Origin of the sequence: Saccharomonospora piscinae (assembly GCF_005862235.1) — a bacterium.
Lineage (GTDB): Bacteria > Actinomycetota > Actinomycetes > Mycobacteriales > Pseudonocardiaceae > Saccharomonospora > Saccharomonospora piscinae.
In genome coordinates this window covers 603,160-627,056 of record NZ_VCEK01000004.1, presented here as the reverse complement: position 1 = coordinate 627,056, position 23,897 = coordinate 603,160, and the positions used below count along the sequence as shown (strand labels likewise).

At 72.3% G+C, this 23,897-nt stretch carries 2 protein-coding genes; both read right to left on the bottom strand.

The window, feature by feature from the left end; genetic code table 11:
- Positions 1 to 31: 31 nt before the first annotated feature.
- On the bottom strand, positions 32 to 13,462 hold the full coding sequence (locus FFT09_RS19145; protein WP_138383529.1) for a type I polyketide synthase: 13,431 nt from the start codon (positions 13,460 to 13,462) through the stop codon (positions 32 to 34).
- Positions 13,463 to 13,505: 43 nt separating this feature from the next.
- Positions 13,506 to 23,831, bottom strand: a complete 10,326-nt coding sequence (locus FFT09_RS19140) for a type I polyketide synthase (RefSeq protein ID WP_425273068.1) — start codon at positions 23,829 to 23,831, stop codon at positions 13,506 to 13,508.
- Positions 23,832 to 23,897: the final 66 nt, after the last annotated feature.

Here is a 23,897-nt window from a genome sequence, read left to right as displayed (position 1 = left end):
ACCGGCATGCATGGGCTCTCCCGCCGCGCCGTCACGAGGACTTTCCGAACTCTCGCTGAATGATCTCGAACATGTCCTCGGGGGAGGCATCGTCGAACTCGCCCTCCGCCGCCTGCGTCACCGGCTCCGGCGCCCACTTGCCTGCCAGTGCCCGCAACCGGGCGGCGATCCGCTCGTCGAGCTCGCCGGGATCGCACGCGGCCAGCGACCGTTCCAGCCTGCCGAGTTCGGTGTCCAGGTCGGCCTCGACATCCGGCGTGATGGCGGAGCGCAGATGGTCGGCGAGCGCGGTGGCGTTGGGGTAGTCGAAGATCAGTGTGGCAGGAAGCCGGAGCCCGGTCGCACGGGTCACGCGGTTGCGGAGCGCGATCGCCGTGAGCGAGTCGAAACCGAGGTCGGTGAACCCGACCTGAGCCTTCACCGCGTCCATTCCCTTGTGGCCCAGCGCACCCGCGGCCTCGCGGCGCACGAGATCGAGCAGGATGCGGTCAGCCTCGGCCGGGCTCGCGACGGCGAGCGCGTCCCGCAGTGTCGCGGACTGCTCGGGCACGTCGGAGTCCTTGGAGTCCTGCCCGGTCTGCGGCTCGCGCACCTCGGGGATGTCGCCGAACAGCGTGCTGGCCCGCAGCGCGGTGAAGGCGGGCACGAACCGCGCCCAGTCGAGCTGGGCGACGGCGATGGTGGTCTCGTCGTCGGCGAGCGCCTGCTCCAGCGCGAGCAACGCTCGCTCCGGCGCCATCGGCGGCACACCACGCCTGCCGAGGTGCTCCTCAGCGTCCGCGCCGCCCGCCATGCCGTCCTCGGCCCACGGGCCCCAGGCGATCGCGGTGGCGGTGCGCCCCGAGGCCCTCCTCCGCTCGGCGATCGCGTCGAGGGCGGCGTTGGCCGCCGCGTAGGCGCCCTGCCTGCCGCTGCCCCACGCTCCCGCGACCGACGAGAAGAGCACGAACGCGTCGAGGTCGGCGTCGGCGAACACCGCGTCGAGGTGGTGTGCTCCCAGCACCTTGCCGTCGCGGGCCTCGTGCAGGTCGGCCACGCTCGTCTCCGGGAGTGGCAGCTGCCTGCCGATCCCGGCCGCGTGCACCACGGTGCGGATCCGGTCGCCCTCGGCCTCGATCTCCGCGCGGAGCCGCGCCAGGCGATCGCGGTCGGCGACGTCAGCCGTGGCGACGGTGACCCGCACGCCCGTCTCCGCGAGTTCGGCGCGCAGCGAGTCCACGCCGTTCGCGCGCTGACCGCGACGGCTGACGAGCACGACGTGTTCGGCGCCTCGTCCGGCAAGCCACCGGGCCACTCGCCGGCCGAGTGCGCCGGTCCCCCCGGTGATCAGCACTGTGCCCGAGGTGCGCCAGTGGCGTCCGTCGCCCGCGGCGGCGCGGACGATCCGGCGGGCCAGGACACCGGAAGGGCGCACCGCGACCTGGTCCTCGCTGCCGTCGGCGAGCACGCGCAGCACGTGCTCCACCGCACGGTCGTCGAGCTCGCCGGGCAGATCGACGAGACCGCCCCACTGTGCGGGCAGTTCCAGGGCGGCGACCCGCCCGAGTCCCCACACCTGTGCCTGGTCCGGGTCGGGCGGGCCGTCGTCGGCGGTCGCGGACACCGCCCCCTGGGTGAGGCACCACAGGGGAGCGTGGATGCCGGCCTCCCCGAGCGACCGCAGCAGCTCCACCGTCGCGGACGCCGCGTCGTCGCCGGTGCGGGTGAGTGCCACGACGCCCGCGAGGTCGTCGCGGCCGATCGAGGCCAGCTCCGCCGTCTCGTGTGCCTCGACGACCTCGGCGCCGCCCGCGCGAAGACCGTCGACGATCGCCGCCGCGCCGGAACCATCCGGCCCGATCACGAGCCACGCGCCGCGCGGCCCGCCGACCGGTCCGGTCACCGGCCGCCAGCCGACCCGGTAGCGCCAGGAGTCCACCGTGGACAGCTCCGTGCCGCGCTCCCGCCACGCGAGCAGTGCGGGCAGGGCATCACGCAGCGGCTGGTCCGCGGTGAGCCCGCCCAGCGCGTCGAGATCCTGGCGCTCGACCGCGGACCAGAAGCGCGAGTCACGGTCTCCCCCCGCGCCGCTGTCGCCGCAGGTGGGCGCCAGCCAGTAGCGCTGCCGCTGGAAGGGATAGGTGGGCAACTCGACCGCGCGGGCACGGCCCGCGCCCGCGCCCGCGCCCGCGCCCGCGAAGAAGGCATGCCAGTCCACCGGGGTGCCACGGACGTGTGCTCGCGCGACCGTGTTGGCGGCGGTGCCGGGGTCGGCGGTCTCCGGTCCCAGTTCGAGGAAGGTCGTCACGCCCTGCTCGTCGAGGTAGCGCGTCGCGGCCGCGAAGCGCACGGTGTCGCGGACCTGCCGTACCCAGTAGCCGGGGTCGGTCAGGTCCTCCCCGGCGGGCAGGCCGGTCACCGTCGACACCACGGGAATCGTGGGAGGTGCGAGGCTCAGGCTCTCCACCACGGCGCGGAACTCGTCGAGCATGGGCTCCATGCGCTGGGAGTGGAACGCGTGGCTGACCCGCAGCCGCTTCGACTTGCGGCCCTCGAACCCGGCGACGATCTCGGCGACGGCGTCCTCGTCTCCCGACACGACCACCGACTCGGGGCCGTTCACCGCCGCCAGCGAGACCCGTTCGTCCAACAGCGGCGCGATCTCGTCCTCGGTGGCCCGCAGCGACACCATCGCGCCACCGGCGGGCAGCGCCTGCATGAGCTCCCCTCGCGCCGTCACCAGGCGCACCGCGTCGTCGAGGGAGAGGACCCCCGCGACGTGCGCGGCGGCCACCTCGCCGATCGAGTGGCCGAGCAGGAAGTCGGGGACGACTCCCCACGATTCGAGCAAGCGGAACAGGGCGACCTCGACGCCGAACAGGCCGAGCTGCGTGTTCGCGGTCTGGTCGAGCCGGTCGCCGTCGCCGAACACGACGTCCTTGATCGGGCAGGCGGCGTCGAACGCCTGCGCGAACACCGGATACGCCTCGTACAGTGCGCGGCCCATCCCGGCGCGTTGCGTGCCCTGCCCCGAGAACAGGAAGGCCACCGGCTCCCGCTCGGCCACGCCGGTCGTCAGTCCCGGGGCGTCCTGCCCTTCCGCGAGCGCCCGCAACGCGGCGGTGACCTCGGCGGGCTCCGCGTGGTCGACGGCCGCCCGGTGAGCGAACCGGGCGCGGCCGGTGGCCAGCGCCCGTGCCAGGTCGGACACGGCCGTCTCCGGGTGCTCCTCGCGGTAGGCGAGCAGGCGGGCGGCCTGCGCGCGCAACGCCTCGTCCGATCGCCCCGACAGCAGCAGCGGCGCGGCCGGGAGCGGTTCGGGCTCCGGCCTCGGCGGCACGGGGGCCGCTTCGATGATGGTGTGCGCGTTGGTCCCGCTGATCCCGAACGCGGACACGGCCGCCCTGCGAACATCGCCTTCGGGCCAATGGACCGGCTCGGTCAGCAGCCGCACGGCGCCCTCCGACCAGTCGACCCGGGGTGTCGGTTCGTCGACGTTGCGCGTGGCGGGCAGGACGCCGTGGCGCATCGCCATGATCATTTTGATGATGCCCGCGACACCGGCGGCGGCCTGGGTGTGCCCGAGATTGGACTTGAGCGAGCCCAGCCACAGCGGCCGGTCCCGGTCCTGCCCGTAGGTCGCCAGCAACGCCTGCGCCTCGATCGGGTCGCCCAGCGTCGTCCCCGTGCCGTGCGCTTCGACGGCGTCCACCTCGGACGGCGCCAGTCCCGCGTTCGCCAGTGCCTGCCGGATCACCCGCTGCTGCGACGGCCCGTTCGGCGCCGTCAGCCCGTTCGAGGCGCCGTCGGAGTTCACCGCGGAGCCGCGGATCACCGCCAGCACCTCGTGCCCGTTGCGCAGCGCTTCCGACAGCCGCTCCACCACCAGCACGCCGACGCCCTCGGCCCAGCCCGTGCCGTCGGCGGCCGCCGCGAACGACTTGCACCGGCCGTCGGCGGCCAGCCCGCCCTGCTTCCCGAACTCGGCGAACGTGTCCGGTGTCGCCATCACGGCGACCCCTCCCGCGAGCGCGAGTCCGCACTCACCGCCGCGCAGCGCCTGCGCCGCCCAGTGCAGCGCGACCAGCGACGACGAGCACGCGGTGTCGATGGTCACGGCGGGGCCCTCGAAGCCGAAGGTGTAGGCGATCCGGCCGGACAGCACGCTGGTGGCGTTGCCGGTCAGCAGGTGGCCGTCGACCTCGGCGGCGGCACTGCCCGCGCCCGCGCCGTACCCGAGCGACGCGGCGCCGGCGAACACTCCGGTCCGGCTTCCCCGCAGCGACCCTGGGTCGATCCCCGCGCGCTCGATCGCCTCCCACGAGGTCTCCAGCAACAGCCGCTGCTGCGGGTCCATCGCCAGGGCCTCGCGCGGGCTGACGCCGAAGAACGCGGCGTCGAACTCGGCGGCGTCGTGCAGAAATCCACCGGCGCTGGCGAACCCTGCCGCGGGAGCGATGTCCCAGCCGCGATCCGTCGGGAACCCGGACACGGCGTCGCCCGACGCCTCCAGCAGCCGCCACAACGCCTCCGGCGAGTCGACCCCGCCCGGCAGGCGGCAGCCCATGCCGATCACCGCGATCGGGTCGTCTCCGGTCGCCGCCTCGGCGACGGGCGCGGACACGGCGTCCGCGACACCGGACAGCGCCGTGTCGAGATGGCGCGCGAGAGCGTCGGGTGCCGGGTAGTCGAAGACGAGCGAGGCGGGCAGGCTCAGTCCGGTCTCGGTGGCCAGCCGGTCCCGCAGTTCCACCGCGGTCAGCGAGTCGAAGCCGAGCTCGTGGAACACGGTGTCGGCGCCGATCGCGCCGCCGTCGCGGTGGCCGAGCACGGCGGCGGCCTCGCCGCGAACCAGCTCCAGCAACGCCGTGGCGCGTTGCTCGCCCGGCAGCCTTTCGAATCTCGTGCCGTCCCGCTCCGGCGGCGTGGCCTCCGGCGCGGCGCCGTCCAGCTCGCCGAACAGGGCGCTCGGCCGCAGTGCCGTGTACACCGGCACGAACCGGCTCCAGTCGACGTCGGCGATGGTGACCGTCGTGTCGTCCTCGGCGAGTGAGCGATGCAGCGCCGCGACGGCACGCGCCGGGGTCAGCACCGAGACTCCCCTCGCCCGGAGCAGGTCCCTGGCTTCGGGGTCGGTCATGCCGTCGTCCCACGGCCCCCACGCGATCGACGTGGCCGCGACGCCGCGCGCCCGCCGCTGTGCGGCCAGTGCGTCAAGGTAGGCGTTCGCGGCGGCGTAGGCGCCCTGCCCGTGGCTGCCCCACACTCCCGAGATCGACGAGAACAGCACGAACGCGTCCAGCGGGGTCCGTTCGAAGACGGCGTCCAGAGCCTCGGCCCCCGCGACCTTGGCGGCGCACACGGCGGAGAGCTCCGCCCGCGACAGCTCCGGCACCGGGGTCAGGTGCGCGACACCGGCCGCGTGGACGACCGCGTGAACGTCGCCGAGCGCGCTCACGAGGTCGGCGAGCGCCGCGCGATCGGTCACGTCGCACGCGGCGATGGTCACCTCGACGCCCAGGTCGAGCAGTTCGGCGCGCAGGTCCCCGGCTTCCGGTGCGGTGTCACCTCGGCGGCTCACCAGCACCACGTGGGCCGCCCCGCCCCGCGCCGCCCACCGGGCGACGTGCCCGCCGAGCGCGCCGGTTCCACCGGTGATCAGCACGGTGCCACGAGGTGTCCATGCCCCGGCGTCGCGGCTCGTGTCCGCGCGCACGAGCCGCCGCCCGAACACGCCGTCGGCGCGGACGGCGACCTGGTCCTCCACCTGCTGGGACAGGACCGCGCACACCCGGTCGAGTGCGTCCTCGTCGGGTGCGGGCGGCAGGTCGAGAAGACCGCCCCAGCCGTGCGGCAGTTCGAGGCCGACGACCCTGCCGAGGCCCCACAGCTGTGCCTGCGCGGCGTGGCGGACCGGATCGTCGGCACCGGTCGAGACCGCGCCCTCGGTCAGCACCCACAGCGGCGCGGGCACCTCGGCGTCCGAAAGCGCCTGGACGAGGCTCAATGTCTCGCCGGGATCGGGTTCCTGGGTGGCACCGGGCAGGGCGAGCACTCCGGCCGGTTCGGGGTGTTCGGCCACGGTGGCGGCGAGCAGGTCCGCGAGCTCCGCGCGGCCGGTCCCGGCCACGGTCAACGGGATCGCGCTGCCACCGCGCGCCGCGATTCCCTCGATCAGCCACCGGGCCGACGGGTGAGTCTCACCGCCGCCGGGCAGCACCACGAGCCAGGTCTCCGGCAGCGACGGCTCGGGCGGCAACTCCGCGTCGCGCCACACGATCCGGTAGCGCAGGCCGTCCGTGCTGGACGTCGAGGTGAGTGCGGTCTCGGGCCAGAACCGCCTGCGTTGGAACGCGTAGGTGGGCAGGGCCACGCGCCGCGCGCCGGTGCCCGCGAAGACCGCGGACCAGTCGGGTTCGACGCCCCGCGTGTGCAGGGTGGCCAGTGCCGCGCTCAGCGTCTCCGGCTCCGCGCGGTCCTTGCGCAGCACGGGCACGAAACTCGCCTCGCTGCCGAGACCGTCCCTGCCCATCGCGCTGAGCACGCCACCGGGGCCGAGTTCGAGGAAGGTCCGCACGTCCGCCGCGGCGAGGGCCTGGATGCCGTCGTGGAAGCGGACCGTCTCCCGCACGTGCCGCACCCAGTGACCGGGGTCGCGGAGCTGCTCGCCCGGCACGAGGGCGCCGGTCAGGTTCGACACGATCGGCAGCGCCGGCTCGTGGTAGGAGAGGCTTTCGGCGACAGCGCGGAACTCGTCGAGCATGGGCTCCATGCGCGGGGAGTGGAACGCGTGGCTCACCCGGAGCCGCCTCGTGGTGCCGAACGTCGCGGCGATGTCGAGCACGGCGTCCTCGTCGCCCGACAGCACGACGGACTCCGCACCGTTGACGGCCGCCAGTGAGACCCGGTCCGTGAGCAGCGGCAGCACGGCCTCCTCGGCCGCGCGCACCGACACCATCGCGCCGCCGGTCGGCAGTGCTCCCATCAGCGTTCCGCGCGCGGCGACCAGCGTGACCGCGTCGTCGAGCGAGAGCACGCCCGCGACGTGCGCGGCGGTCAGCTCACCGATCGAGTGGCCGAGCAGGAAGTCGGGTGTCAGCCCCCACGACTCCACGAGCCGGTACAGCGCCACCTCCACGGCGAAGAGGCCGGCCTGGGTGTAGGCGGTCTCGTCGAGCAGCGCGCCACCGGAGAACACCACGTCGTCGAGCCGCTGCGCGAGATGCGGCTCGAACGCCGCGCACACCTCGTCGAAGGCCTCGGCGAACGCCGGGTACGTGCCGTGCAGTTCCCGCCCCATGCCGGAGGTCTGGCTGCCCTGGCCGGGGAACAGCACCGCGAACCGGCCCGCCGTGACGGACCCGACGAGCACCTCGGGCGCCGCGTCGGCTCCGGCCATCGCCGCGAGCCCCGCGCACAGCTCGTCGCGGGAGCTGCCGAGCACGACACCCCGGTGTTCGAGCGGCGAACGGGTGGTGACCAGCGACCACGCGACGTCCACCGGGTCCAGCTCGGCCGAGTCGCCGACATGGGCCAGCAGCGCGGCTGCCTGCGCCCGCAGCGCCTCACCGGACTTGGCGGACAGGGCCCACGGGACCACGGCGGGCGGGGTGCCGTCGCGCCGGGCGGGCGCACCGGACTCCTCCGGTTGTTCGAGCACGAGATGGGCGTTGGTGCCGCTGATCCCGAAGGACGAGACCGCCGCGCGCCTGCGACGCCCGCCCTCGGGCCACGGCACCGTGTCGGTCGACAGGGACAGCTCGCCCGCCGACCAGTCCACGTGCGCCGACGGCCGGTCGACGTGCAGCGTCTTCGGCACGACACCGTGCCGCATGGCCTGCACCATCTTGATCACGCCGGCGACTCCCGACGCGGCCTGGGTGTGGCCGAGGTTCGACTTCACGGAGCCGACCAGCAGCGGGCGCTGGCGGTCATGGCCGTAGGTGGCGAGCAGTGCCTGCGCCTCGATCGGGTCGCCGAGTGTCGTGCCGGTGCCGTGGGCCTCGACCACGTCGACCTCCGACGGGGCGAGGTCGGCACTCGCCAGCGCCTGCCTGATCACCCGCTGCTGTGCGGTTCCGTTCGGCGCGGTGAGCCCGTTGGAGGCTCCGTCGGAGTTGACGGCGGAGCCCCGGAGCACGGCGAGTACCGGGTGGCCGTTGCGGCGCGCGTCGGACAGCCGCTCCAGGACGAGCATGCCGACGCCCTCGCCCCAGCCGGTGCCGTCGGCGGCGTCCGCGAACGCCTTGCAGCGGCCGTCCGGCGCGAGCCCGCGCTGGCGGCTGAACTCGACGAAAACCCCCGGCGTCGCGGTGACCGTCACACCGCCTGCCAGGGCGAGGGAGCACTCGTCCGACCGCAGTGCCCGCGCGGCGAGATGCATCGCGACCAGCGACGACGAACACGCGGTGTCGACCGTGACGGCCGGTCCCTCGAAGCCGAAGGTGTAGGCGACCCGGCCGGACAGCACGCTCGCCGAGCTTCCGGTGGCGACGTAGCCCGCGACCTCGTCGCCCGCGTTGCCCAGCAGGTAGCCGTAGTCCTGGCCGTTCGTGCCCACGAAGACGGCGGTGTGGCTGCCGCGCAGCGACTCGGGCGCGATCCCGGCGCGTTCGAGTGCCTCCCACGACCCTTCGAGCACCAGTCGTTGCTGCGGGTCCATCGCCAGGGCCTCGCGCGGGCTGATCCCGAAGGGCAGCGGGTCGAACTCCGCCGCGTCGTGCAGGAACGCCCCGCTGTCCACATAGGATTTCCCCGGATGGCCCGGTTCGGGGTGGTAGAGCGTCGCGAGGTCCCAGCCCCGGTCGGTGGGGAACCCACTGACGGTGTCGACGCCGTCGGCCACGATCCGCCAGAGGTCGTCCGGCCCGGTAACGGCGCCGGGGAAGCGACAGCTCATCCCGACGATCACCACCGGATCGCCCGTCACCGCGGCGACCGTGGGGTCCGTGCCGGCAGGCAGCGTCCCGGAGAGTGTCCCGGAGAGTTCCGCCAGCAGGTGGTCGGCGAGCGCCGCGGGGGTCGGGTAATCGAAGACCAGCGTGGCCGGCAGGTTGAGCCCCGTGGCCACGGCCAGGCGGTTTCGCAGTTCGAGCGAGGTCAACGACGTGAACCCGAGGTCCTGGAAGGACCTGATCTCCGGCACGTCCGTGGCGGAATCGTGCCCGAGCAGGACGGCGACCTCAGCGAGCACCGCGTCGAGCACCTCACGACGCCGCTGCGTACCGGTGGCCGCGTGGACGCGGGTCGCGACGACCGCGTCGGCACGCTGCGTCGCGTTGGCGAACTCCGGCAGATCGCGCACGAGCGGATCAGGGGCGACGCCGTGGCCTGCCATCCGCTCCCACTGCCAGTCCGCGACGACGAGTGAGGTCTCGTCGTGCTCGACGGCCTGCCGCAGCGCGGAGACGGCCAGCGCGGGCTCCATCGGGCGCAACCCGACGCGGGCGAACGCCTCCTCCACGGCACCGGCACCGATCCCGCCGCCGGCCCAGTGCCCCCACGCGATGGCCGTCGCCGGAAGCCCCTGTGCCCTGCGGTACCGCGCGAACGCGTCGAGGAACGCGTTGCCCGGCGCGTAGTTTCCCTGCCCGGCCTGCCCGAACAGCCCGCCGATCGACGAGAAGAGCAGGAACGCGGTGAGGTCGAGATGGCAGGTGAGCTCGTGGAGGTTCTGCACCGCCACGACCTTCGGCAGCAGCGCACGCTCCAGCTGGTCCACCGACAACGTGTCGATGAGGCCGTCGTCGAGCAGCGCCGCGGTGTGGACGACGGTCGTGAGCGGATACTCCTCCGGGATGCCCGCGATCACCTCGGCCAGCGCGCCGCGATCGCTCGCGTCGCAGGCGACGACGGTGACCCGGCAGCCGCGCTCGGTCAGCTCGGCCACGAGGTCCGAGGCGTGGGGTGCGTCAGCGCCCCGGCGGCTGACCAGCAGCAGATGTGGCGCGCCGTTGCGCGCGAACCAGCGCGCGACGTGCGAGCCCAGCGCACCGGTGCCGCCGGTGATCAGGACGGTGCCCGCCGCCGTCCACGTGCGCTGCCGCTCCGCTCCGCCCAGCGGGGCGTGCACCAGCCTGCGCGCGTACAGGCCGGACGGCCGGACGGCCAGCTGGTTCTCGGAGTGCGTGCCGGTCAGCACGCTGTGCAGCAGCCGCCTCGTGTGCTGGTCGAGGCGGTCGGGCAGGTCGACGAGCCCGCCCCAGCGCTGGGGTGCCTCGGCGGCGAGCACCGCACCGAATCCCCACAGCAGCGCCTGGCCGGGATGGGTCACCTCGTCGTGCACGCCGGTGGACATGGCGCCGCTGGTCGCGATCCACAGCGGCGCGGTCACCGAGGCGTCGGAGAGGGCCTGCGCGAGCAGCAGGCTGTCGGCGAACCCGCCCGGCACCACGTCGTGTCCCGGCCTCGGCCGCTCGTCGAGCGCCAGCAACGACAGCACCGCTCCGAAACGAGCCCCGTCGTCACCGACGGCCTCGCGCACGGCACAGGTGATCGACTCCCGGTCGTCGCCGGGTTCGATCTCCAGCACCCGCACCTCACCGGCCGCCAGCGCGCTGACGCAGTCCTCGGCGAACCCGCGCGCGCCACTACCGGTGGTGACGACCACCAGGTGCAGCTCCCCCGCGTCCTCCTCCGAGACGATCTCGGGCAACTGGCGCCACGAGACGCGGTACCGCCAGGAGTCCATGGTGGAGGCCGCGCCGTCGGTGCCCCGGGAGCCGAGCGCGCCCGTCTCCGACGTGAGCCAGTACGTGCGGTGCTGGAACGCATAGGTCGGCAGTTCCACCCGGCGGGCCCCGGTTCCGGCGAACACCGCGGTCCAGTCGACGTCGACGCCACCCGCGTGCGCCTCCGCCAGCGACATCAGCAACCGGCGCGGCTCGTCCTCGTCGCGGCGCAGGGTGCCCAGCGTGACCGCACCGGTGTCGCCGAAGGTCTCCTGCAGGCCGAGGCCGAGCACGGGATGCGGGCTGACCTCGATGAACACCCGGTGTCCCTCGGCGAGCAACGTGCGAGTCGCCGCCTCGAATCCGACCGTGCCGCGCAGGTTGCGGTACCAGTAGTCGCCATCGAGGCATTCGGTGTCGACGAGGCCGCCGGTCAGCGTGGAGCAGAACGTCACCTCCGAGGAACGCGGAGCGAGACCGGCCAGCGACTCGGCCAGCTCGCCCTCCAGCGCCTCGATCTGGTGGGAGTGCGCGGCGAAGTCCGCTCCGGGCACCGCCCAGCGCATCACCCTCGCCTTCGACAGCGCGACCTCCAGCTCGTTCAGAGCGTCGAGGTCTCCGGACACCACCACCGAGTTCGGGCCGTTGACCGCCGCGATGGACAGCCTGCCGCCGAACGGTTCCAGCCGCTGCGCCACCCAGTCGGCGCTCTGCACGACGGCGAGCATGCCGCCCTGTCCCGACAGCGGGACCAGCGCCCTGCTCCGCAGCGCCACCACTCGCGCACCGTCGGAAAGACTGAGTGCGCCCGCGACGCACGCCGCGGCGATCTCGCCCTGCGAGTGCCCCACGACCGCCGATGGCTCGACACCGTAGGAACGCCACACCGCCGCCAGCGACACCATCACGGCCCACAGCACGGGCTGCACGACGTCCACCCGGTCGAATCCGGGCGCGCCGGGCACGGCGCGCACCACGTCCTCCGGCGAGAAGTCCACGTACGGTTCGAGCGCGGCGGCGCACTCGGCGAACCGGGCGGCGAACACCGGCGACGAGTCCAGCAGGCCGACGGCCATCCCGGCCCAGTGGGTTCCCTGGCCCGGGAACACGAACACGACACTCGGCCGCCCTGCCGCGAGGCCGCGGACCACCTCCTGCGCCGGTGCTCCCGCCGCGACCGCGTCGAGCCCGGCCCGCAGGCGGGCCACGTCCTCGGCGACCACGACGGCGCGGTGTTCGAGCTTCGCCCGTGTCGTCGCCAGCGAGTACCCCACGTCGACGGCGCGTGCGGTGTGCCCGTCGTCCAAGGAGGACAGCAGTCGCCGCGCCTGGTCACGCAGGGCGTCCTCCGACATCCCCGACAGGACCCACGGAACGGCGGGCGGCGCGACACCGTCGACCGCACCGGGCTCACCCTGCGCGTCCTGCGGGATCGCCTCTTCGAGTACCACGTGCGCGTTGGTGCCGCTCATCCCGAACGACGACACCGCGGCTCGTCGTGGCGCGTCGGCCGCCTCCCAGTCCCGGCGCGCGGTCAGCAGCGACACCGCGCTGGCGTCCCAGTCGACCTTCGGTGACGGGGCGTCGACGTGCAGCGTCCTCGGCAGCACGCGGTTCCGCAGCGCCATCACCATCTTGATCACACCGGCCACGCCCGCGGCGGCCTGCGCGTGACCGATGTTCGACTTGACCGACCCCAGCCACAGCGGCCGCTCCGCTCGCCTGCCCTGGCCGTAGGTGGCGAGCAGAGCATCCGCCTCGATCGGATCACCGAGCACGGTGCCGGTGCCGTGTCCCTCGACGACATCCACATCGGACGGGGAAAGGCCCGCGGAGGCCAGTGCCTGCCGGATGACGCGCTGCTGCGAGGGGCCGTTGGGTGCGGTCAGGCCGTTGGACGCGCCGTCGGAGTTCACCGCCGAACCACGCAGCGTCGCCAACACCTGGTGCCCGTTGCGCACCGCGTCGGAGAGCCGTTCGAGCAGCAGGACCCCGGCGCCCTCCGACCAGCCCATCCCGTCCGCCGCGGCGGCGAACGGCTTGCAACGGCCGTCGCGCGCGAGGGCGCCCTGCGCGCTGTACTCGATGAACGCACCGGGCGCGGGCATCACCGTGACACCACCGGCGAGCGCCATCGAGCACTCTCCCGCCCGCAGTGCCCGCGCCGCGAGGTGCAGCGCGACCAGCGACGACGAACACGCGGTGTCCAGCGTCACCGACGGTCCCTCGATGCCGAACACGTAGGACACGCGCCCAGACACGACACTGCTGGCCGACCCGGTGCCGAGGTGCCCGGCGACACCGTCGGGCACCTCGCGCAGCATGGCGGCGTAGTTGTGGTACATCACGCCGGTGAAGACGCCGATCGGCTCGCCTCGCACGCCGAGCGGGTCGATCCCCCCGCGTTCGAACGCCTCCCAGGTGGTCTCCAGCAGCAACCGCTGCTGCGGGTCCATGGCCAGCGCCTCACGCGGTGAGATGCGGAAGAGTTCGGCGTCGAAGTCGCCGGGCCCGGTCAGGAACCCGCCTTCCGCGGTGTAGGAGGTTCCGTGCCTGGTCCCGGTCGGGTCGATGATCTCGTCGAGCGGCCAGCCCCGGTCGTCGGGAAACGAGGAGATGGCGTCCCGTTCGGACGCCACCAGGTCCCAGAGGTCCTCCGGGGAGCGCACCCCGCCCGGATACCGGCAGCTCATCGCGACGACGGCGATCGGCTCGCGGTCCCGTTCCTGGAGTTCGCGCAGCCGTTCGCTGGTGTCGTGCAGGTCGACGGTGACGCGCTTGAGGTACTCGCGGAGCTTCTCCTCGTTCGCCATCAGGCATCCACCTTCCCGCGTGCGCGCGCCTGCCCTACCGGCGTCACCGCTGTCCGCCCAGCTTGTTGTCGATGAAGTCGAACAGCTCGTCGTCGCTTGCCGCGCCGATTTGGTCCCCGACTCCGGCGCCGTCCTGCTGCTGGTCCGCCACCATCGCGGCGAGCGTGTTCAGGCGCAGCGCGATGCTCGCGCGCTCGTCCTCGGCGGGGGCGAGCGTGGCGAGCAGTCCTTCCAGCTGGTCGAGACCGGCCAGCGCCGTGCGCACGGCCGCCGTGTCGGGGTCCAGCTCCACCAGGACGTGTGCGGCGAGCGCTTCGGGGCTGGGGTGATCGAACACCGCACCGGCCGCCAGCCGCAGTCCCGTCGCGGCGTCCAGCCGGTTGCGCAGCTCGACGGCGGTGAGCGAGTCGAACCCGAGCTCGCTGAAGGGGCGATGGGCCGGGACGGCCTCGGCCGAGGCGTGTCCGAGCACGGCGGCCGTCTCGGTTCGCACGAGGTTGCGCACCACCCGCTCGCGATCGGCGGCGCCGAGCGTGCTCAGCCGGTCGGCGATCGGCTCGGCGGAGTCGCGTCGCGCGGTGGCCCGGCGCCGCCGGTCTCCCGCGAGCGCGGCCAGCGGCGGCGGGACCTCGTCTGCCGAGGCGCGAAGCGCCGAGGAGTCCAGCAGGATCGGCACGAGCGCGGCGCCCTCGGTGCGCAGTGCCGCGTCGAACATCGACAGCCCCTGCTCGACGGTCATCGGGAGAATGCCCGCCTTGGTCATCCGTCCGGTGTCCCCTTCGGCCAGTCCTCGCGCCATTCCCGAGTCCGCCCACGGCCCCCAGGCGAGCGAGCACGCGGGCAGGCCCGCCGCGCGACGGTTCCTGGCGAGGGCATCGAGGAAGGCGTTGGCCGCGGCGTAGTTGCCCTGGCCCGCCGAGCCGAGGACACCGGTCGCGGACGAGAACAACACGAACATCGACAGGTCGAGCCGCCGGGTCAGCTCGTGCAGATGCCACGCCGCGTCCACCTTCGGGCGGAACACGGTCGCCACGCGGTCCGGGGTCAGCGCGGACACCACACCGTTGTCGAGGACACCGGCGGCGTGAACGACCCCGGTCAGCGGCGCGTCACCGGGTATGCCGTCGAGCACGGCGGCGAGCTGGTCGCGCTGCGCGACGTCACAGGCCACGAACCGCGCACGGGCACCGAGCGCGGCCAGCTCGTCGACGAGTTCGGCGGCCCCCGGCGTTTCCGGCCCGCGCCGGCCCACCAGGACCAGGTTTCGCACCCCGTGCTTCGTGACGAGGTGCCGGCTCACCGCGATGCCGAGGTCACCGCCCGCGCCCGTGACGAGCACCGTTCCCTCCGGGTTCAGCTCCGTCCCGGACGCACCGGACGGCACTCGGGCGAGCTCCGGTGTCCGAAGCCGGCCCTCACGGATCGCGAGCTGAGGCGCGGCCGTCGCGATCGCCGACGGGAGTGCGGCGAGCGAGGCTTCGGCGTGGTCGAGGTCGACGATCGTGAAGCGGCCGGGGTGTTCGGCCTGTGCCGACTGCACGAGGCCCCAGACCGCGGAGTGCGCGAGGTCGCCCCCGTCGGTGGCGCCCCGGGTCACCAGCACCAGCCGGCACTCGGCGGACTGCGCGTCCGCCAGCCAGTCACGCAGCAGCGACACCGTGTCCGCCACCTGATCGTAGGCATGGTCCACCGGCGATTCGCCCGCGCCGAAGGACTTCAGGACGATCTCATGCAACGGGCCGGACGCCGTGAGCTGTTCGACGCTGTCGCAGCCGTACAGCGTGACGCCGGCGTCGGCCAGTTTGCCCGCGAGCCCAAGGCGGTCCTCGCCGAGCATCGTCGCTGTAGCCAGAGGTTTGTCGTGCGTGGCCGGGTGCTCATTCCAGTGCAGCTGGTACAGCGAATCCGTGCTGCCGGTCAGCTGGTCGGCCGCGACCGGTCGCAGTGTCAGGTCGGAGATCGCCGCGACGAGTTCTCCCGCCTCGTCGGTGAGCAGGAGGGAGTAGCCGGTTTCGGTGGGTGTGATCGTGACCTGTGCGGCGGTGGCTCCGACGGCGAACAGGGACACGTTCGACCAGCTGAACGGCAACACGACACCGTCGTGTCGCTCACCGGCCCCGTCGAGCAACCCGATCCCGTGCAACGCCGCATCCAGCAACGCCGGATGCACACCAAAGCCCTCAACCTGAACACCCTCCGGCAACGCCACATCCACCAACACCCGATCCTCGGCACGCCACGCCCGACGCACCCCCTGAAACACCGGCCCATACTCCAACCCCACCCCAGCCAGCCCGTCGTACAACCCCTCCACATCGACCTCGACAGCACCAGCAGGCACCCCACCACCCGACACAACCCCGGCGGCAGGCTCCACCGGCTCCGCCGTCACCGTGCCCGTCGCATGCCGAACCCACTCCAGGCCCTCACGCCACCGCGAATGCACCGCAACACCACAACGACCACCCTCAACAGCACCCACCGACACCTGCACCACCGGCGCCACACCCGCACCCAACACCAACGGAGCCTCCAACGTCAGCTCCTCCACCACCGGACACCCAGCCCGAAGCCCGGCGTGCAGAGCCAGATCCACGAACACCGTCCCCGGCACCAACACCGTGCCACCCACCGCATGATCGGCCAACCACGGCCACGTATGCAGAGAGACCCGGCCGCTGAACGCCAGTGACCCACTGCCGGGAAGCTCCATCAACGCACCGAGCAACGGATGCTCGGCGTCATCCAGCCCCAGCGTGCGGATATCGCGCGTAGGCATCCCGGACGAACGCAACCAGTAGTGCTCCCGCTGGAAGGCATACGTCGGCAACTCCACCCGCCGCGCACCCGAACCGGCGAACAGGGCGGCCCAGTCGAGATCGGTGCCGTGAACGAACATCTCCGCCACAGCCCGCACCAGCGTGGCCGCCTCGTCCCGCCCACGCCGCATGGCCGGGGCGAACACCCCGTCGGAGACACAGTCCTGCCCCGCCGCCGACAACACCCCATCCGGGCCCAACTCGACAAACCGGGTCACACCCTGCTCGTGCAGGGTGCTCATCCCATCCGCGAACCGCACGGTCTCGCGCACGTGCCGCACCCAGTACTCCGGCGAGCACACCTCATCGGAGACCACGCCACCGGTCAGGTTCGACACCAGCGCCACCTGCGGCGGCTGGCCCGACAGTGCTTCAGCGACCGTGCGGAACTCGTCCAGCATCGGCTCCATCCGCACCGAATGGAACGCATGACTCACCGTCAACCGCTTGCTCTTACGACCCTCGAACCGGTCCACCACGGCCGTGACAGCGTCCTCGTCACCGGAGAGCACCACCGACGACGGACCATTCACCGCCGCCAGCGACACAGCCCCTGACAGCAAGGGCGCGACCTCGGCCTCGGTGGCCTGCAACGAGACCATCACCCCACCAGTGGGCAGGGCCTGCATCAACCGGCCCCGAGCCGCCACCAACCGACACGCATCCACCAGGTCAAACACACCCGCCACATGCGCAGCAGCGACCTCACCAATCGAATGCCCCACCACATAGTCCGGGGTCAAGCCCCACGACTCCACCAGCCGGAACAGCGCCACCTCGATAGCGAACAGGCCAGCCTGCGCCCACATCGTCTCGTTCAGCAGATCACCGCCACCGAACACCACGTCCCGCACCGAAGCATCGAGATGGCGATCCAACTCCGCGCACACCGCGTCGAAAGCCTCAGCGAACACCGGGAACGCCGCATACAACTCCCGACCCATACCCGTCCGCTGCGCACCCTGACCCGTGAACAGCACCGCCACACCACCAGGCACCGCGGCATTACCACGCACCACACCGTCATCCAGCAGCACCGCACGGTGCTCGAACACCGACCTGGTAGCCAACGAGTAGCCCACATCCACCGGGGCCAGCTCACGGGCCGCGGCGAAGGACCGGAGGCGAGCGATCTGCTCATCCAGGGCGTGTTCGGTCTTGGCCGACACCACCCACGGCACCACGGGCAGCGCGGTATGGGCTGCCCGCTCGGTCGGTGCGGGGACGGCTGGTCCCTGTTCGAGGATGGCGTGTGCGTTGGTGCCGCTGATGCCGAACGAGGACACACCCACCCGACGCGGCCGGTCCACCTCCGGCCACTCTGTCGGCTCGGTCAGCAGGCGCACCGCACCAGACGACCAGTCGACCTCCGGTGTTGGTTCGTCGACGTGCAGGGTTCGGGGCAGGGTCTCGTGGCGCATGGCCTGCACCATCTTGATCACACCAGCAACCCCCGCCGCAGCCTGCGTATGACCCAGGTTGGACTTGATCGACCCCAACCACAACGGCCGCTCACGATCCTGCCCATACGTCGCCAGCAGTGCCTGAGCCTCAATCGGATCACCCAAAGTGGTGCCCGTGCCGTGCGCCTCAACCGCATCCACCTCGGACGGGTCCAGACCAGCATTGGCCAGGGCTTGGCGGATCACCCGCTGCTGCGACGGACCATTCGGCGCGGTCAGCCCGTTCGACGCGCCATCCTGATTCACCGCCGAACCACGCACCACCGCCAACACCTCATGCCCCAACCGCCGCGCGTCGGAAAGACGCTCCACCACCAACACACCCACACCCTCGGACCATCCGGTGCCATCCGCCGATGAGGCGAACGACTTGCACCTGCCGTCGCCAGCTAGTCCGCCTTGGCGGTCGAACTCCACGAACGTTCCCGGCGAGGCCATCACTGTCACACCACCGGCCAGCGCCATCGAACACTCACCGGAACGCAGTGCCTGCACAGCCCAGTGCAGAGCGACCAGCGACGACGAACACGCCGTATCCACCGTCACCGCAGGACCCTCAAACCCAAAGCTATACGCCACCCGACCGGAGAAAACGCTGCCGGTGTTACCCAACCCCAAAAACGCCTCAGCACCCTCAGGAATGCTCTCCGCACCCCTGCCATAGTCGTGATACATCAACCCCGCGAACACACCCGTACTGCTGCCCCGAAGCCCCACCGGGTCGATACCGGCGTGCTCCAACGCCTCCCACGACGCCTCCAAAAGCAGGCGCTGCTGCGGGTCCATCGCCACCGCCTCACGCGGCGAAATCCCAAAGAACCCAGCATCAAACTCAGCCGCATCGGTCAGGAAACCGCCGGCACCATCCATCTCCCAACCCCTGTCGGTCGGGAACGGGCCAATCGCATCCACACCCGACGCCACCAGGTTCCACAACTCCTCCGGGTTCGACACCCCACCCGGATAACGACAACTCATCCCCACAATCGCCACCGGCTCGTCATCACCCACCACAGTCGGGGCCACCACCACAGGCCCAGCCTGCTCACCCACAAGCTCCCCGACCACGAACTCCGCCAACACCAACGGCGTCGGATAATCAAAAACCAACGTCGCAGGCAACCGCAAACCCGACACCGCATTCAACCGATTCCGCAACTCCACCGCCGTCAACGAATCGAAACCCAACTCGTCGAAGGCGTCCTGGGGCGGAACGGCCTCACCGGAGGCGTGCCCGAGCACCACGGCGATCTGCGCACACACCATGTCCAGCACGGTTTTCCGGCGGGCCTCGCCGTCGAGGCGCCCGAGCTCCACCGCCAGATCCGTCGCCTGCCTCGATCCCGCTGTGGTTGTGCGGCGGGGTCGCGACGGAACGATGTCGCGAAGCACGGGAGCGACCAGGTCCTGCGCTCGCAGCACCGCTCGGTCCAACTCGATCGGCGCGATGACGGACCGGTCGGTGGCGATCGCGGCATCGAAGAGGTCGAGAGCGGCCGAGCTCGGCAGGGGCGACAGCCCCGCGCGCGTCAGCCGCTGCCGTGCGGCGGCATCGAAGTCGCCCGCCATGCCGCCTTCGGCCCACGGCCCCCAGGCCAGCGACAGCCCCGCCAGGCCCCGGGCGCGCCGGTACCGCGCCAGCTCGTCCAGGAACGCGTTCGCCGCCGCGTAGCCGGCCTGCCCCGCCGACCCCAACACGCCGGCCACCGACGAGAACAACGCGAACAACGACAGATCGAGGTCCCGCGTCAGCTCGTGCAGCACCCATCCGCCGTCGACCTTCGGCCGCAGCACCGTGGCGACCCGCTCCGGCGTCAAGGACGAGATCACACCGTCGTCCAGCACACCCGCCGCGTGCACCACACCCATCAGGGGGCACTCGGGTGGGATCGTCGCGATGGCGGCTTCGACGTCGGCACGGTCGGCGACGTCGGCCGCAGCGAACCAGGAGTGTGCGCCCAGCTGGGCCAGTTCCGCCACGAGGTCGGCGGCACCCGGAGTCTCGGCACCGCGGCGCCCGAGCAAGAGCAGGTTGCGCACGCCACGACGTGCCAGGTGCCGGGCGAGCGCGGCTCCCAGCGCGCCACCCGCGCCCGTGACCAGCACGGTGCCCTCAGCGGGCAGGTCCGCTCCGGCGTGCGGCTGCTCCGGAATCCGGGCCAGCCTCGGCGCCCACAGGCGGCCATCCCGCACGACAAGCTCCGGTTCACCGGAGGCCAGCACCGCGGGCAGGTTCACGTCGCCGTCCGCATCGACCAGGATCACCCGGTCCGGATGCTCGGACTGCGCCGAGCGCAGGAGCCCCCGCACCGCCGCGCGGGGAAGTTCGCCATCGGATGACGCACCGTGCAGGACCACCACCAGGCGCGTGCCCGCGTCCTCGGCCGAGTCGTTGTCCGCCAGCCAGTTCCGTACCACGTCCAGTGCCTCGGCCGCCGCACGATGCGTGTCGGCCACCACCGCGTCCGCGCCGACCTTGACATCGACCACGACGGCATCCCGCAGGCTCGGCTCGTCGGCCTGCGCGGTGACCGGCACCAGGTCCAGCTCGTACAGCGCGCCGCTGCGTGCTCCCGGCACGTGCTCGGCGGACGCGGGGCGAAGGGTCAGGGCATCGATTGTGGACACCGATGCTCCCGCGCCGTCCGCGAGCGCGAGCGCGAAACCCTGCCCCTGCCGGGTGATCTGGACCCGCAGGGTGCGCGGCCCCGGTGCGAGGCCACTGTGGAACGACACGCCCGACCACGTGAACGGCAGCGCGGGGTCGCCGTCGAACAGCGCGATCCCGTGCAGGGCGGCATCGAGCAGCGCCGGGTGGACACCGTAGCCGTCCGCCTCGATCTCGTCGGGAAGAGCCACCTCGGCGAACACCTCATCGCCCCGGCGCCACGCCGACTTGAGGCCGCGGAACGCGGGACCGTACGAGATCCCCGCCGCGGCGAGGTTGTCGTAGTGTTCGTCCAGCTCGACACTCTCGGCACCAGCGGGCGGCCACACCACGGACCAGCCCATGGGAGCCGGCCTGCCGGGCTCCCGGCCGAGCACACCGGTCGCGTGCCGGATCCACGACTCGGTGCGCGTGTAGACGGCGATCTCGCGGTTTCCGGACTCGTCCGGCGGTGCCACGGTGATCTGCAACTGGAGCTCGCCCCGGTCAGGCAGTACCACCGGTCGCTCCAGCGTCAGTTCCGCGAGCGCGGCGTGATCGAGCGTCGCGGCGACGTGACGCGCCAGCTCGACCAGTGCGGCGCCGGCAAGGATCACCTGGCCGAGTACCACGTGGTCGGCCAGCCACGGTTGAGCCGTCCGGCTCAACCGGCCGCTGAACAGGGTCTCCCCGGTGTCGGCGTGGTCGACCATGGCGGTCTGCCACGGGTGCTCGCTGGGCTCGTGGCCTGCCGGAGGCAGCCAGTAGTGCCGATGCTGGAAGGCGTAGGTCGGCAGGTCGACGGCCCGGGCACCGGAGCCCTCGAAGAAGGCGGACCAGTCGACGTCGGCGCCCCGCACGTGGGCAGCGGCGAGTGCCGCCACGGCCGTCGACGGCTCGTCCCGATCCCGCCGCAGCACGCTCGCGAACGCCAGGTCGTCGCCGGTGAGGCAGTCCTGGCCCAGCGCGGTGAGTACCCCGTCGGGTCCGAGCTCGACGAACGTGGCGACGCCCAGCGCCTCCAGTGACGCCATGCCGTCGGCGAACCGCACCGTCTCCCTGACGTGGCGCACCCAGTACTCCGGATCGCACAGCTCCGCCGACACGACGGCACCCGTCAGGTTCGACACCACGGGAATCCGCGGCTGACCGAACTCCAGCCGCTCGGCGACGGCCCGGAACTCGGCCAGCATCGCGTCCATCCTCGCGGAATGGAAGGCATGGCTCACGCGCAACCGTCGCGTCTTCCGGTCGTCGAACCGCGCGACGACGGCGTCGACCGCGTCGTCGTCGCCGGACAGCACGACCGACATGCCGCCGTTCACCGCGGCCAGGGACACGCGCTCGTTCAGCAGCGGGGCGACCTCACCCTCGGTCGCGCGCAACGACATCATGGTGCCGCCCTCGGGCAGCGCCCCCATCAGCCGTCCACGGGCGGCCACCAGCTCACAGGCGTCGGCAAGCGACAGCACTCCCGCCACGTGGGCGGCCGCCAGCTCGCCGATCGAATGCCCGAGCACGTAGTCGGGCGTGAGCCCCCAGGACTCCAGGAGCCGGAACAACGCGACCTCGAGCGCGAACAACCCGGCCTGCGTGTATTCGGTACGGTCCAGCAACGCCGCGTCACCGAACACGACGTCCTGCACGGGCCGGTCGAGGTACCGGTCCAGCTCACCGCACAGTTCGTCGAACGCCGCCGCGAACGCGGGATACGCCGCGTACAGCTCACTGCCCATGCCGGCTCGCTGGGACCCCTGTCCGGTGAACAGGAAAGCCTGCTTCGCGTCCGTCACGACGCCGCTGACGGCGGTCGGCGAGGAATCCAGCTCCGCGAGTTCCGACGGCTCGAACACGACCGCCCGGTGCCGCAACGCCGCCCGTCCGCTCGCGAGCGTCCACGCGGCGTCCACCGGGTCGCCGCCGAACTCGTCCAGGGCGGACCCGATGGCCGCCGCCTGCGCTCGCAGCGCGGTCTCCGTTCGCGCGGAGACCACCCACGGCAGCACCGGCGGTGCCGCAGGGGTGGTCGTCCCCTCCGGTGCGGGCTCGTCGTCCACCGCCTGTTCGAGGACGACGTGGGCGTTCGTGCCGCTCACACCGAACGACGACACCGCCGCCCGGCGCGCCCGGTCCGTTCGTGGCCACTCGACCGCTTCGGTCAGCAGCGACACCGCTCCGGTCGTCCAGTCGACCTGGCTGGTCGGCGCGTCGACGTGCAGTGTCTTCGGCAGCACGCCGTGGCGCATGGCCAGGACCATCTTGATGAGCCCGGCGACCCCGGCGGCGGCCTGGGTGTGGCCGAGGTTGGACTTCACCGAGCCCAGCAACAGCGGCCTGTCCTCGGACCGGTTCCGGCCGTAGGTGTCGAGCAGCGCCTGAGCTTCGATCGGGTCGCCGAGGGTCGTGCCCGTGCCGTGCGCCTCGACCGCGTCGACCTCGCTCGGCTCCAGCCCTGCCTCGGTGAGCGCCTGCCTGATGACCCGCTGCTGGGCGGGCCCGTTCGGCGCCGTCAACCCGTTCGACGCACCGTCGGAGTTCACCGCGGAGCCCCGGACGACGGCGAGGACACGGTGGCCGTTGCGGCGCGCGTCCGACAGCCGTTCCAGCAGCAGGACCCCCACGCCCTCCGACCATCCGGTGCCGTCCGCGGCCTCGGCGAACGACTTGCACCGCCCGTCCGTGGCGAGGCCCTGCTGGCGGAGGAAGTCGGCGAACACCGTCGCCGTCGGCATGACAGTGACCCCGCCCGCGAGCGCCAGCCCGCACTCACCGGCCCGCAGGCTCCGCACCGCCCAGTGCAGGGCCACCAGCGACGACGAGCAGGCGGTGTCGATCGACACCGCGGGCCCCTCGAAACCGAAGGTGTAGGCGACTCGTCCGGAGAGCACGCTGCCCGAGTTACCGACCCCGACGAAGGCCTGCACGTCGTCCGGCACGGCGCCCGCGCTCGTTCCGTAGTCGTGATACATCAGCCCGGCGAACACGCCGGTCCGGCTGCCCTTCAGCGGCAGCGGGTCGATCCCGGCGCTCTCGAACGCCTCCCACGAGGACTCCAGCAGCAGTCGCTGCTGCGGGTCCATCGCCAGCGCCTCGCGGGGCGAGATCCCGAAGAACTCGGCGTCGAAGTCACCCGCCCCGTCCAGGAAGCCGCCCTCGACGCTGAAGGGCCGTCCGTTGCCGTCGCCCGCACCGTCGAACAGGTGCTCGACGTCCCAGCCCCGGTCGGTGGGGAAACCACCCACGCCGTCGCCGCCGGACGAGACGAGCCGCCACAGGTCGTCCGGGTTGCGCACGCCACCGGGATAACGGCAGCTCATGCCCACGATCGCGACGGGTTCGTGCGCGGCGTCCTCGACTTCACGCAGGCGCCGCCGTACCTTGCGCAGATCCGTGGTCACCCGGCGGAGATATTCGCGCAGCTTCTCTTCGTTGTCCATCAACCGATTCCCATCGCGGCGATCAGCGGGAGAAGAGCGCCCACTCGCGACGGTCTCGGCCGCCCCTTC